This window comes from Anaerococcus rubeinfantis, assembly GCF_001487145.1.
Lineage (GTDB): Bacteria > Bacillota > Clostridia > Tissierellales > Peptoniphilaceae > Anaerococcus > Anaerococcus rubeinfantis.
Genome location: NZ_LN913016.1, coordinates 541,858 through 555,849, shown reverse-complemented (window position 1 = coordinate 555,849; position 13,992 = coordinate 541,858). Strand labels below are relative to the sequence as shown.

At 28.4% G+C, this 13,992-nt stretch carries 15 protein-coding genes; all 15 read right to left on the bottom strand.

Annotated features, from left to right (window positions below):
- Positions 1-5 precede the first annotated feature (5 nt).
- Entirely contained in the window at positions 6-1,394 is a 1,389-nt protein-coding gene (gene asnS, locus BN3265_RS03565) for an asparagine--tRNA ligase (protein WP_058990188.1), read from the bottom strand.
- Positions 1,375-2,706: a replication-associated recombination protein A gene (locus tag BN3265_RS03560; protein WP_058990187.1), complete on the bottom strand. Its 1,332-nt coding sequence runs from the start codon at positions 2,704-2,706 to the stop codon at positions 1,375-1,377. Before BN3265_RS03560 ends, asnS begins: the two co-directional genes overlap by 20 nt.
- Before the next feature lie 133 nt (positions 2,707-2,839).
- Entirely contained in the window at positions 2,840-3,295 is a 456-nt protein-coding gene (gene nrdR, locus BN3265_RS03555) for a transcriptional regulator NrdR (protein ID WP_058990186.1), read from the bottom strand.
- A gap of 1 nt (position 3,296) precedes the next feature.
- Entirely contained in the window at positions 3,297-4,379 is a 1,083-nt protein-coding gene (gene ftsZ, locus BN3265_RS03550; RefSeq protein WP_058990185.1) for a cell division protein FtsZ, read from the bottom strand.
- A gap of 33 nt (positions 4,380-4,412) precedes the next feature.
- Positions 4,413-5,192, bottom strand: coding sequence for a cell division protein FtsQ/DivIB (locus BN3265_RS03545; RefSeq protein WP_058990184.1), 780 nt, complete (start codon positions 5,190-5,192; stop codon positions 4,413-4,415).
- Positions 5,182-6,279 (bottom strand): undecaprenyldiphospho-muramoylpentapeptide beta-N-acetylglucosaminyltransferase, encoded by a 1,098-nt coding sequence (gene murG, locus BN3265_RS03540; RefSeq protein ID WP_058990183.1) that lies wholly within the window; start codon positions 6,277-6,279, stop codon positions 5,182-5,184. The genes BN3265_RS03545 and murG overlap by 11 nt, the downstream gene beginning before the upstream one ends.
- Positions 6,276-7,595, bottom strand: coding sequence for a UDP-N-acetylmuramoyl-L-alanine--D-glutamate ligase (murD, locus tag BN3265_RS03535; RefSeq protein ID WP_058990182.1), 1,320 nt, complete (start codon positions 7,593-7,595; stop codon positions 6,276-6,278). The genes murG and murD overlap by 4 nt, the downstream gene beginning before the upstream one ends.
- Positions 7,592-8,542 carry a phospho-N-acetylmuramoyl-pentapeptide-transferase gene (gene mraY, locus BN3265_RS03530; RefSeq protein ID WP_058990181.1) on the bottom strand — a complete coding sequence of 317 codons (951 nt, stop codon included), beginning with the start codon at positions 8,540-8,542 and terminating at the stop codon, positions 7,592-7,594. The genes murD and mraY overlap by 4 nt, the downstream gene beginning before the upstream one ends.
- Before the next feature lie 5 nt (positions 8,543-8,547).
- Positions 8,548-8,946 (bottom strand): hypothetical protein, encoded by a 399-nt coding sequence (locus BN3265_RS03525; RefSeq protein WP_058990180.1) that lies wholly within the window; start codon positions 8,944-8,946, stop codon positions 8,548-8,550.
- 1 nt (position 8,947) lies between these two features.
- Complete coding sequence (gene rsmH / locus BN3265_RS03520; protein ID WP_058990179.1) at positions 8,948-9,868, bottom strand: 16S rRNA (cytosine(1402)-N(4))-methyltransferase RsmH; 921 nt, start codon at positions 9,866-9,868, stop codon at positions 8,948-8,950.
- A 1-nt stretch (position 9,869) separates the two neighbouring features.
- The gene (mraZ, locus tag BN3265_RS03515; RefSeq protein WP_049690694.1) at positions 9,870-10,283 is read right to left on the bottom strand and encodes a division/cell wall cluster transcriptional repressor MraZ; all 414 of its coding nucleotides are present in this window, start codon (positions 10,281-10,283) and stop codon (positions 9,870-9,872) included.
- Positions 10,284-10,470: 187 nt separating this feature from the next.
- Complete coding sequence (gene lgt, locus BN3265_RS03510; RefSeq protein ID WP_058990178.1) at positions 10,471-11,232, bottom strand: prolipoprotein diacylglyceryl transferase; 762 nt, start codon at positions 11,230-11,232, stop codon at positions 10,471-10,473.
- 1 nt (position 11,233) lies between these two features.
- Positions 11,234-11,971, bottom strand: a complete 738-nt coding sequence (locus BN3265_RS03505) for a YebC/PmpR family DNA-binding transcriptional regulator (protein WP_058990177.1) — start codon at positions 11,969-11,971, stop codon at positions 11,234-11,236.
- Between the two features lie 14 nt (positions 11,972-11,985).
- Positions 11,986-12,633: a YigZ family protein gene (locus tag BN3265_RS03500; RefSeq protein WP_058990176.1), complete on the bottom strand. Its 648-nt coding sequence runs from the start codon at positions 12,631-12,633 to the stop codon at positions 11,986-11,988.
- Positions 12,608-13,843, bottom strand: coding sequence for a GTPase HflX (hflX, locus tag BN3265_RS03495; RefSeq protein ID WP_058990175.1), 1,236 nt, complete (start codon positions 13,841-13,843; stop codon positions 12,608-12,610). Before hflX ends, BN3265_RS03500 begins: the two co-directional genes overlap by 26 nt.
- Positions 13,844-13,992: the final 149 nt, after the last annotated feature.

Below are 13,992 nucleotides of genomic sequence, written 5' to 3'. Positions count from 1 at the left end.
TCTCCTTAGTTTTTTGCTGCAAAAGATTTTACTGTCCTTGGATAAGGGATTACGTCACGGATATTTTTCATTCCAGTTAAATACATTACTGCTCTTTCAAATCCAAGACCATAGCCTGAGTGAACAACTGTTCCGTATCTTCTTAAATCTAGATAATTTTGATAATCTTCAATCTTTAGACCATTATCTTCCATAGATTTTACAAGCTCATCGTATCTTTCTTCCCTTTGGCTTCCACCAATTAATTCACCAACAGCAGGAACCAACATATCAAAAGCTGCTACAGTTTTTCCATCTTCATTTCTTCTCATATAAAATGCCTTAATATCTTTTGGATAATCTGTTACAAAAACTGGACCATCAACGATTTTTTCTGACAAATATCTTTCATGTTCAGTTTGAAGATCCATTCCCCATTTTACAGGATATTCAAAATCAACATCAGCTTCTTGTAATTTTTCTATGGCTTCTGTGTATGTCATTCTTGCAAATTTAGCATCCTTAATTTTTGTAAGTCTTTCAATTAAAGTATCATCAATTCTTTTATTGAAAAATTCCATTTCATCTTTACAATTTTCAAGTACATAGCTTATCATATATCTCATCATCTCTTCTGCAACATCCATACAAACATTGTAATCTGCAAAGGCAATTTCAGGTTCAAGCATCCAAAATTCTGCAGCATGTCTTGGTGTGTTTGACTCTTCAGCCCTAAATGTTGGACCAAAAGTATAAATATTTGATAAGGCAAGGGCATAATCTTCGGCTTCAAGTTGGCCTGAAACTGTTAAATAAGATTTTTTACCAAAGAAATCTTTAGAATAATCAACTTTTCCATTTTCATCAAGATCTGGCTTATCCAAGTTTTGTATTGTTACTTGGAACATTTCTCCAGCACCTTCTGTATCAGATGCAGTAATTAGTGGAGCATTTAAGTAAATAAAGCCTTTTTCTTGGAAAAATTTATGAAGTGCGAAAGCAAGTTTTGATCTTAATCTAAAAACTGCCCTGTAAGTATTTGTTCTAACCCTAAGATGAGGAATAGTTCTCATATACTCAAGAGATTGCTTTTGTTTTTGAATAGGAAATTTCTCATCGCTGTGACCTAACACTTCTACAGATTTTGCTTGAAGTTCATAAGCTTGTTTTGCATTATTTGTTTTTACAAGAATTCCATTTATTTTTAATGATGCAGAAAGATGCTCTTTTTGTAAATCTTCAAAATTTTCTAAATCTTTTCCAACAACAACTTGTAAATTTTTAAAAATTGTTCCATCATTTAGTTCAATAAAACCTACATTTTTTGTAAATCTTGCTTGTCTTATCCAGCCTTCTACTGTAATTTCTTGATCGATGTATTTTTCAACATCTTTTTTAATCTCTGATAATTTCATCCTTATTTCCTCTCTTAATTTTTTCTAAATTTTCATTAAGTATTTTTTCATAACCTATATCTTTTGACTTATAAAACTTTTCATTTAAAAATCCATCTGGAAGATAATCTTGTTTTACATAACCATCATAATCATGTGGATACAAATAGGTATCCTTTACAAGATTTTTACTTGCCTTGTAGTGAGTATCTTTAAGTTTATTTGGCACTTCAAGATCTCTTTCATTTTTTACAAAATCCATGGCCTTATTTATGGCAAGATAAGTAGAATTATTTTTCTTTGCCAAAGACAAATAAATACAAGTCTCGGCCAAAATAATTCTAGCTTCTGGCATACCAACAGTATTTATTGCTGTAAAAGTATTTGTAGCAAGGCTTAAAGCGTATGGATCAGCAAGAGAAATATCTTCTGATGCAAAAATAATCATTCTTCTTGCTATAAATTTAATATCTTCACCGCTATTTAACATTTTTGCTAAATAGAAAACGGCAGCATCAGGATCTGAACCTCTCATAGATTTTATAAAGGCAGATATAGTGTCATAGTGTCTATCTCCATTTCTATCATAAATTGAAATCTTTTTTTGAATTGAATTTAAGATACTTTGACGATCAACTTCTATTATACCTTCTTTATCATCTTGTGAAAATATAGCAATTTCCATTGCATTTAACAAGGCCCTACAATCTCCATTTGAATATTTAACAAGAGTATTTTTTGCATCTTCATATATTTTTATATTTTTATTTTGCAAAATCCTATCCTTAGTAAGAGCCATATCAATTAGCTTGTATAAATCTTTATCAGTATGAGACTTTAATTCAAAAACATACATTCTTGATATAAGGGCCTTATTTACTTCAAAATATGGATTTTCGGTTGTTGCTCCAATTAAAATAATTGTAGAATCTTCTACAAAAGGCAGAAGGTAATCTTGTTGAGATTTATTAAACCTGTGAATCTCATCTATAAATAAAATTGTTTTTTTATTTTCAAATTTTAAATTATCTTTTGCTATTTCTATTTTTTTCTTTAAATCATTAATTCCACTTGCAACTGCTGAAACTTTTTCAAAGGCCATATTGGTAGAATTTGAAATGATTTTTGCAAGAGTTGTTTTTCCAACACCTGGAGGTCCATAAAAAATAGAAGAATAAATCCTATCAGATTTTATCATTCTTCTTATAATTTTACCTTCTCCTAATAAATGGTCTTGCCCCAAAAAATCTTCAATTTTTTCAGGTCGCATCCTATCAGCCAAGGGAGCAGATTTTTCTAATTGTCTTTGTCTATTTAATTCAAATAAATCCATTTTATCCAATCTTTCAAAAAAAGGACTAATGCTTATGATAAAATCAAAAGAAAATTTAAAGTTTTAATAAAATATTAAAGTTTTAATTTTCTATTTTTGATTCTATCAATTTTACGCAAAAGCCCTAAATTTCCTAATTTTTTTCTTTTAAATTTTTAATTTCTTTATAGAAACTCTCAACATCTTTAAATTCCCTATAAACTGATGCAAATCTCACATAAGCTACAGGATCTATTTTTTTTAGATGTTCCATGACAAATTTTCCAATGGTAGTAGATGATACTTCCTTTTTACCAATATGATTTATAGAAACTTCAACTTGATCAGCTATTTTTTCAATTTCTTCCATACTTACCGGTCTTTTCTCGCAAGATTTTACAATTCCACTAATTAGTTTTGACCTATCAAAAGATTCTCTGGTGTTATCTTTTTTTACAACCATCAAAGTTTGATCCTCATATCTTTCGTATGTTGAAAATCTTTTATTGCAAGTTTGGCAAAGTCTTCTTCTTCTGATAGCATGATTATCTTCTGTTGCTCTAGAATCTATAACTTTTGTATCATTTGAGTCGCAATATGGACACTTCATTTTATTTTAAGAAGTCTGGAAGATCTATATCGTCAAATGGATTTGAAGATTTTTGACTTCTTTGTGCTGGTCTTTGACTTGCACCTTGTGAAGGTCTTCTAGTTTCTATTGTTTCTCTTCTTTGATTATCTTGGTCAAATCCTGTAGCTATTACTGTAATTTTAATATCATCTCCTAATGATTCATCACTTCCTACACCAAATATAATGTTAGCATCTGAATCAATATGTTCTCTGATTAATTCTGCTGCTTCGTTAGCTTCCATTAGACCAACTTCTGCTGCTGTTACATTTAATAAAACAGCGTTAGCTCCTTCAATTGATGTTTCAAGAAGTGGAGAATTTACTGCAGCTTTTGCAGCATCAACAGCTCTGTTTTCACCGCTTGCTCTACCAATTCCCATGTGAGCTATTCCTTGATCAGACATAATTGATTTAACATCAGCAAAGTCAAGGTTAATAACATTTGGTATAGCTATAAGTTCAGAAATACCACTTACAGCATCCATAAGTACTTGGTCGGCCATCTTAAATGCGTCTACCATTGAAGTTCTTTTTTCTACAATTTGTAAAAGTCTATCGTTTGGAATTGTAATTAATGTATCAACGCTTTCTTTTAAAGCTTCTATTCCACCTTCTGCAGATGTTTGTCTTTTTCTTCCTTCAAATGTGAAAGGACGAGTTACAACACCTACTGTAAGTATGCCTTGTTCTTTTGCTTTTCTTGCTACAACAGGGGCTGCTCCAGTACCAGTTCCACCACCCATTCCGGCAGTGATAAATACCATGTCTGCTCCCTTGAGTGATTCATCAATTTCTGATTCACTTTCTTCAGCAGCTTTTTCACCAATTTCAGGATTAGCTCCGGCTCCAAGTCCTCTTGTAAGCTTTGCACCAATTTGTAATTTTATGTCAGCATTTGCTTCATTTAAAGTTTGAAGGTCTGTGTTTAGTGCTATAAATTCTACTCCAGAAAGGCCGCCCTCTCTCATCCTACTTATAGCATTATTTCCACCTCCACCAACTCCAATTACTTTTATTTTGGCTAAGGCGTTATTTTCTACTTCCATGTTAATATTTGCCATTTTCCTCCCCCGTTTCATTAAGAATAATATTTTTTAATTATTTTCATCTTTTTCGTCAAGACTTTTTTCTTCAACTTCAACTACTGGATTCTTGCCTTTATCAAAACTTATAGAATAAGCTTTTAATTTCTTATTTTCTAAATCTTTTAAAACTGAATCAAGCAGTTTAAGTTTATAATTATAATTTTTTAAATCTCCGAAATTAATCTGAATATCATTTATTATTATACCAATTTCATGATAGTTTTCCAAGTCTATTTCTTTTATGTCTTTGGCATATTTTAGCTTTTGTATTGATTCAATAAATTCGATTATATTTTTATCAGTGCTAAATTTTTTCCCTATTTGTGGTTTACTTTTTAAACCCTTTATTTTTAATAAAGAATTATTTTCAACTTTTGAAGTTTTATCCAATACTTTTCCAGTATTTGCAATCAAATAATTGTCTTTTTTGAAGCGTGCAATCATATATGGATATTCTTCTTTAACTGTTACAGTTATTTTATCAGGCCATTTTTTTTCTATTGAAACGCTTTTTATTAGCTCTTCTTTTTTAAGGTTTTCTATACCTTCTTTTTCGTCATATAAAATTATATTTGTTCCCATAGGATTATTTAACTTATCCAATATTCTCTCTTTTGTCAAAATAGCATTTCCCTTAATATAGACTTGAGAAATTTTATAATAATCGTGGTTAAATAAATTAAATACTAAAATTAAGCCAATAATAAATAATAAAAAAATTACATAAAAGGGTGTAAAAACTTTATTTTTTCTTTTTAATTTTTTTCTTTTCCTATTTTTATTTTTCATTATCTATTCCCATTAGTTTTTTTATCAAATTATAAATATCCTCACTCGCATTTGGATTTTGCAAAAGAGATGCTTTTTCTCCCATATCTTTTAATTTTTCTTTATCTTCCACTATATTTAAGATATTGTCGTAAAGAATTTTTCCATTTAATTCTTTTTCCAAAATCATAGAACAAGCACCTTTTTCAAGATATGATCTTGCATTATATTCTTGGTGGTTTTCTGTTGTGTAAGCTTTTGGTATTAAAATTGAAGCTTTTTTGAGATTTGAAATTTCACTTAAACTCATTGCCCCTGACGATGCTATTACTAGATCGCTTACTGCATAAAATAAATCTATATTGTCAATATAAGGAAATGCCTTTATATATTTATTTTCTTTGGTATTTTTTATAAAATCATCATAATTTTTAGAACCTGTTTGGTGTAGAAGATAAAATTTCCCATCCATAAAATCACTCATTTGACTTACAGCTTCATTTAAAATTTTAGATCCATTTGATCCACCAAAAGAAAATACTACTGGTCTATCTTTTTTTATGCCAAGTTTTTCTAAATCTTTTTGACTGAAGGAAGTATTAAAACTTGTTCTTACTGGATTTCCTGTAAGATATACATTGTCTTGATTTTTCAAATGTTTTTTCGCCTCTTCAAATGATATACATACAAGGTCAACTTTGTTTGATAAAAATCTTGTTGTAACTCCAGGGAAAGAATTTGATTCATGAATCAAAGTTTTTACATGTTTTTTACTTGCTTGGTAAAGAATCGGGGCACAAACATATCCTCCTGTTCCTATAACAAGGTCTGGTTTAAATTCTTTTATAATTTTTTTTGCTTCATTAAACCCCTTAAAATTTGTCAAAAGTGATTTAAAAAGCCTCTTGGATATTTTTCTTGGAAGGCCCATAGCATCAATAGCTTTAAATTTATATCCATATTTCTTTACTATTCTTTTTTCTGGTCCATCATTTAGGCCAACATATAAAATTTCCAAATTTTCTATTTCTTCTTCTAATTTTTGGCACATGGCTATAGCGGGATAAATGTGTCCACCTGTTCCACCACCAGATACTATAACTTTCATATATTTTCCTTTTCTAAAACTCTATTTTTAAAGTCATCTCCTCTTTGCATATAATTATCATACATGCCCCAGCTTGCACTTGCTGGTGATAATAAGACCGTATCGAAATCTTTCATGATTTCAAAAGATTTGTCTACTGCTTCTTTCATATCATGAACTTCATAATAATTTATTTTATATTTTTTACAAAGATCTTCTAGAATTCCTTTAGTTTGACCCAATAAAATCATTGCTTTAATCTTTCCTTTTGAATTTTCAAACAAAGGAGAATAATCAATTTTTTTATCATAGCCACCAGCTATCAAAATAATATTTTTATCAAAACTATTTATAGCTTTTATGGCACTATCTACATTTGTGGCCTTTGAATCATTAAAAAACAAAACATTTTTTATTTTTTTTACAAATTCAAGCCTATGACTAATTGCCTTAAAAGTTTTTGTGTGTTTGATAATTTCATCTAAATTAAGGCCAAACAAATATAGGCAAAGAATTGCACATGATGCGTTTAATAAATTGTGATCTCCTACAATATTTAAGTCTTCTCTATTTAATAAAAAAATTTCTTTTTCATCTTTTAAATAAAGACTATCATTTTTTAAGTAAATTCCTCTTTGAACTTCTTCCTTTATAGAAAATTCATAAATTTTACCCTTAAACTTATCCTTATTCTTATTCTTTCTTAAAATTTCATCATCATGATTAAGGACTAAATAGTCATTTTCATCTTGGTTTATGGCAAGTTTTAATTTATCTTCAATATAATTTTCAAATGAACCATGCCAATCTATGTGATCAGGTGTAATATTTAAAATTCCACCTATATGGGGCTTAAAATATTTAGTGTTATGAAGTTGAAATGATGAAATTTCTTCAACAAATACTCCTTTTTTATTTTGCATTTGCCAAAGAATTCCTTCTCCGATATTTCCAACACTTATAGCTTTTTTTCCACTTTCATTTAAAACATAAGTTATGAGAGAAGTGGTTGTAGTTTTTCCATTTGTTCCTGTAATTGCTATAGTTTTTTTATCAGAAAAAATTCTTTGTGATAATTCAATGTCTGTAATTATTTCATTATTTTTTTCTAATATTTTAATAATTTCATCATCCGGCCTTATTCCAGGGGATTTTACTACAAAATCATATTTGTTTTCAATTTTTATATCAGAAATAGGGCTATAATTATAGCCCTCTAATCTTTCGTCATTAATTTTATTTTTATCATAGGTATATACTTTAAAGCCTAATTTATCTAAGGTCTTTACTGTTGATATTCCTGTAATTCCTAATCCATATACTAATACTTTTTTCATAATACTGCGAGTAAAGTAATCAAAGATAAAATCACTGATACTATTGTGAAACCAGTAACTATTTTTGGTTCTTTGTATCCTTTCAATTCATAATGATGGTGGATTGGAGTCATTAAAAATATTCTCTTTTTATTTCTAAATTTATATGAAGCCACTTGAATTATTACACTCAATGATTCAGCCACATAAACCCCTCCAAGAATAATCAAAAATATAGGAATTCCCATATTTATTGCAAGTCCAACTACAGCTCCACCAATTGCCATTGAACCTGTATCTCCCATAAACACACTTGCAGGGTTCGAATTATAAAATAAAAATCCTAAAACTCCTCCAAGCATAATACTTGCGAATAGTTTATCTTCAATATTTTGGCTTAAAATAATTAAAGTCAAAAATACTGGTATAGAAACTTGACTAGAAAGTCCATCAAGACCATCTGTCAAATTTACCGCATTTGATGTCCCAATCATAATAAACATCATTATTGGAATTCCTAAAATTGAAACATTTAACCTAGTATCTGTAAAAGGAATCCATAATTTTGTAATTGTATCATTTTGGAAAACAAAACATAAAACTGCAATTATAAAAGATACTACAATTTGAAGTATTATTTTTTGTCTTGCAGTAAGGCCTAGAGATCTTTTTAAAACTAATTTTCTAAAATCATCAATAAAACCAATTGCTCCAAATCCAAATGTTGATAATAGTAATATAAAAGTTTTCATAGAAAAAGGAACAAATATCAATGTCAAAACAAGTGCTGATAATAAAAATATAATACCACCCATGGTTGGTGTACCTGCTTTTCCATAATGACTTTTTGGTCCTTCTTGTCTAATATTTTGTCCAATATGACTTGATCTTAAAATAGGAATTATAATTTTTCCCAAAATCAAAGTTAATACCAAACTTATTAAAATAATTAAAATTGTATTTTCCATTTCTCCTACCTATCAATATTAAGATATACAACATTATCTTTATTTTCATAAATCATTCCAAGATTTTCCATCGCATATCTTTGAATTTCTTTCAAATTAACAGAATCTTCAAGGTCTTTATTTAACCTATCCCTAGTTAATTGATAAGATGTATATTGACTTTGTAATTTATTATACTCGTTTCTTCTATTATTCAATTTTATATAATTATGTATAGTAATAAAAGCCATAAAAATAAAAGATAAAAATAATAAAGCTAAGACTCTAACCTTAAACTTCCTATCTTTTTTTTGAAGTTTATTACACCTAAACTTAATATCATAAGAAGTTTGATTATGCAAACTTAGCTTTAATCTTTTATTTAAATTTTTATTAACTTTTCTTTTTTTCAAAGCGCTTGCCATATCAAACCCTCTCACAAACTCTAAGCTTAGCACTATGTGACCTACTATTTACTTTAAGTTCTTCTTTTTTTGATAAAATAGGTTTTTTGCTAATTAATTTCACCTTTTTTTCGTGATTGCAGACACACACAGGAAAATCAGGTGGACAAATACATTTTTTACTCATCTCTTTAAATTTATTTTTAACGATCCTGTCTTCCAAAGAATGAAAAGTTATTACACATAATCTTCCATTTTTGTTAAGACGATCTACAATTTTTTCTAAAGTATTTTCCAAAACTTCAAGTTCTCTATTAACTTCGATTCTCAAAGCTTGGAATACTCTTTTTTCAGGATGAGCTTCGTTAGTATTTACAGATTTCATAACAATATTTCGGAGTTGTAAAGTTGTATTAATTTCGTGCATTTTTCTGTAATCTACTATTGCCTTTGCAATTGTTTTGGAATATCTTTCCTCGCCATATTTTGAGAAAATTTCCCAAAGCTCATCCAAAGAGTAATCATTGACAATTTGTTTTGCTGTTAACTCATTATCTTCGTTCATCCTCATATCCAAAGGACCGTCTTTCATATAAGAAAAACCTCTATCTCCATTGTCAATTTGGTAAGAACTTACGCCAATATCCATCAAAGCGCCATCTATCCTATTAAAACCAGCTTCATCAAGAACATTTTCAATATTTTCAAAATTCTCATTAAAATATAAGACATTAGAAAAATCTTTCAAATTTTCTCTCGCTGCTTTGATAGCATCCTTATCTTGATCTAAGCCAATTAAAAGACCCTTTGGTGATAATTTTTTTAAAATTTCTTTAGAATGGCCTCCCTTACCCAAAGTTAGGTCAGCATATATCCCATCTTCTTTTATATTTAAGTTTTCTATTGTTTCATTTAATAAAACTGATTTGTGAGAAAATTCCATATTACTGATCCATAATTTCTGATAAGTTCACTTCAACATCACCAATATAATCGTTCCAATTATCCAAATCCCAAATTTCTATGTTTGAATTATTGCCGATTATAATAGCCTCTTTGTTTAAATTAGCATAGTCGCGTAATTGCTTATTTAATAAAACTCGCCCTTGTTTATCCAAATAAGCCTTGATAGTGGAAGAAAAAAACAATCTTTTTATCGCCCTATTGTTTTTATTTTGGTAGGATAATTCTTCGTACTTTTTGGCACGTTTTTCAAATTCTTCAATAGTGTATAAAACTAATGAACGTTCTGGGCCCTTGGTTACATAAAATTCATTGCCAAGATCATCTCTAAATTCACTTGGCATCATTATTCTATTTTTAGAATCTAATTTATGAATGAATTCTCCTAGAAACATGACCCACCTTCTACCACTTATTTCCACTTCACATATATTTTATACTAAAATCTCTAAATTGTAAAGGATTATAAAATTATTTTTTTCTAATTTTTCTTAAAATTTTCTAATTTTTTTAAATATTTTTAAAAAAGTGGTATGAATTCCCAAAATAAAAAAATTTAAAGAAAAAAACAGCCGAAGCTGTTTAATTTTTTCTATATGGTTTTAAGTTTATATTTTTATATTTTACAAATAAATATATTCCTATGATTAAATAAATTATACTTGTAAGCTGAGCCATCCTGAATTGTCCTATCATTAATGAATCTGTTCTTAGTCCTTCCACAAAAAATCTCAATATTCCATAGGTCATAAAATAAATTCCTGTTTGAATTCCTTTTTTCGGATTTTTTTTCCTATAATTTATTAAAAATAAAAATATTAAAAAATCTCCAACTGATTCATATAAAAATGTAGGGTGAACTTTTACTCCATCGACTATTATTGCCCATGGTAAATTTGTTGGTGTCCCATGAGCTTCTCCATTTACAAAATTACCCCACCTTCCAATAGCTTGACCGAAGGCCAATGATGGTGCCAAAACGTCCAATAAATCTATGAGAGGGACTTCTTTTTTCTTTGCATAGAAATAAATACCGATTATCGCAAATAAAATTCCACCATGGATAGCAAGTCCTCCAGCTCTGAAATTTAAAATTTGAATTGGATCATTTTTGTACATATCCCATTCAAAAATTACATACCAGGCTCTTGCTCCTATTATTGCAAGTGGCAAAATTACAAAAAGTAAATCGTAAATAAAATCTTCTTCAAATCCTCTTTTTACAAATTCTTTTTGAGCAAATTTTGCTCCAATTAAAACTCCTGTAATTATTAATATTGCATACCAGTAAATATCAATTCCAAAAACTGAAAAAGCCACTCTGTCTATATCAAAATTTAACATACTATTCTTCTATATTATCAGGGACATTCCAATTTGTATAAACTTCTTGAACATCATCGTTATCTTCAAGTGCATCAATTAATTTCATTATTTGTTTATTATTTGATTCTTGTGCATCAATTAAATTATCAGCTAAATATGAAATATCTGCTTTAGCAAGTTTATAATTTTCTTCTTTTACTCCGTCAAGAACTGTTTGGAAATCTTCAACGCTTGTAATTATTTGGTAAACATCATCTTCGTCTGAAACATCTTCTGCTCCAAGTTCTATTACATTTAACATCAAATCATCAAAATCAATTCCTTCTTTTTCTATTTCAATTAATCCTTTTCTATTAAACATAAACATAACTGATCCATCAGTTCCAAGATTTCCACCGTTTTTATCAAAAATATGCCTAATATCCGGAGCTGTCCTATTTTTATTATCTGTAAGACAATCTACAATTACAGCTACTCCGTCTTTTGCATAGCCTTCGTAAATTATTCTTTCGAAATTTGCTCCATTTGTATCGCCGCTTGCTTTTTTTATTGCTCTTTCGATATTATCATTTGGCATATTTTCTGCTTTTGCTTTATCAATTGCAGCTTTTAAGGCTGGATTATAATCTGGATTATCTCCACCTTCTCTTACTGCAACTGAAATATTCCTACCTAATTTTGTAAAAATTTTTCCACGTCTTGCATCTTCACTACCTTTTTTATTTTTAATTTTGCTCCACTTATTATGTCCTGACATATTTCCTCCTATTTTTAATCTTCATATAACATTATTTCATCAATTTTTTCTATTTTTATATTTGATGAAGTCATATCAATAAGTTTTTTCTTAAAATTTTCAAAATCTTCCTTTTTAATATATAAATTTATTCTAACATTTTCAAGAAAGTCCTTTTCTATAATAATATATTTTTCTTCATTTAGGAAGTTCTCTATTATTCCTAGTAAATTATAATCGAAAATTATTTTACTTTCTACAAAAACTTTTCGACAAGTAATATTTCCATCAAGGCAATCTGAAACTCCCTTTGTATAGGCTCTTACTAGCCCCCCTTTACCCAATTTTTTCCCTCCAAAATATCTTGTAACTACTGCTACAAGATTAAAAAGTTTTTCTTTTTCTAAAACTGAAAGCATTGGAAGACCCGCTGATCCTTGAGGCTCTCCGTCATCTGAATATCTTTTTATTTCTGGCTTTTCATTTATTATATAAGAATGGCAATTGTGATTTGCATCCTTGTATTTTTCTTTAATTTTTTCAATAAATGAAAGAGCCTCATCTTCTGATTCTACATATTTTATATTTGTGATAAAGACAGATTTTTCTATCTCAAATTCATCTTTAATTTCACCTTCTATAGTTTTATAATTTTCACTAATTTTTCTCGATATATCTCTCATATTTATTGTAATCTTTCCTTGAAATATCAAATTCTAAAATCGAAGAATTTTCATCATAATCTTTTTTATCTATATCATAATTTGTCATTATATAGTCTAAAATTTTACCATCATGGTAGGGAATTTTCATTGAAACTTTTATATAATCATCTTTTATGACCTCAACAATTTTTTCCTTTAGTTTTTCTATATCATCATCGTTTTTTGCTGATATATAAATTTTTTCTTCCCTATTTTTATAACCCAATAGTAAAGTCTCATTTTCTATTTTATCTATTTTATTAAAAACATAAAGAATTTTTTTATCACCAATATCAATATCATCCAAGGCTTTATCTATTGTATTTAATTGGGTCTCAATATCATATGATGAATCAATCACAACTAAAAGCATGTCTGAAAATTTTATTTCTTCAAGAGTTGTAAGAAAAGAATCATTTAATTCTTTTGATAAATTATCAATAAAACCAACTGTATCAGTCAAAGTAACCTTGGTATTTGAAAAATCCAGTCTTCTTGTTGATGTATCCAATGTTGCAAATAATAAATCATCAGAATAAACATATTTTTCCTTGCCAAATATTTTTAGCATATTATTTAAAATTGTAGATTTTCCGGCATTGGTGTAGCCTAAAAGTGATATATTTAAAATTTTTTCTCTTGATTTTCTATTAACACTCTTCGTTTTTTCCAAATCTTTTAATTTAGCTTCAAGACTTCTTATATCACGGACTATTGCTCTTTTATCTGTTTCAAGCATGGTTTCACCTGGTCCCCTTGTACCAATCCCACCAGATTGACGAGAAAGATAGGCAAACCATTTGTTAATTCTTGGTAATTGATATTTTAATTGAGCAAGTTTTATTTTCAATTTTGCTTCTTTAGTATTTGCTCTTTGGGCAAAAATATCCAAAATTAAAGTAGTCCAATCAACTACATGAAGTTTCATTCTCTCTTCAAGATTTCTAAGTTGAGATGCAGAAAGTTCAACGTCAAAAACTACAGTTTTTACATCTAATTTTTTTGCTATATCTTCAATTTCAGAAACTTTCCCCGAGCCAATATAATAGGCTGGATTTACTTTTGAAATAACTTGGCTAATTTTTGCAACAGATTTTCCGCCTGCTGTATTAATTAAAGATTCTAGTTCAAATTCTTTATTTGGATTTTCATTTTTTTCAAAAACATTTACTTGTATAACTTCTTGCATAAACTTCCTTTCTACAATAGATTATACAATTATTTGATTTAAATAAAAGATTTGTAAAATAATAAGCAATAATTAATTTGAATTGATAGATTAAATTTATAAAAAATGATAAAATAAGAATAAGATTTAATTTATGATTAATTTTAAAT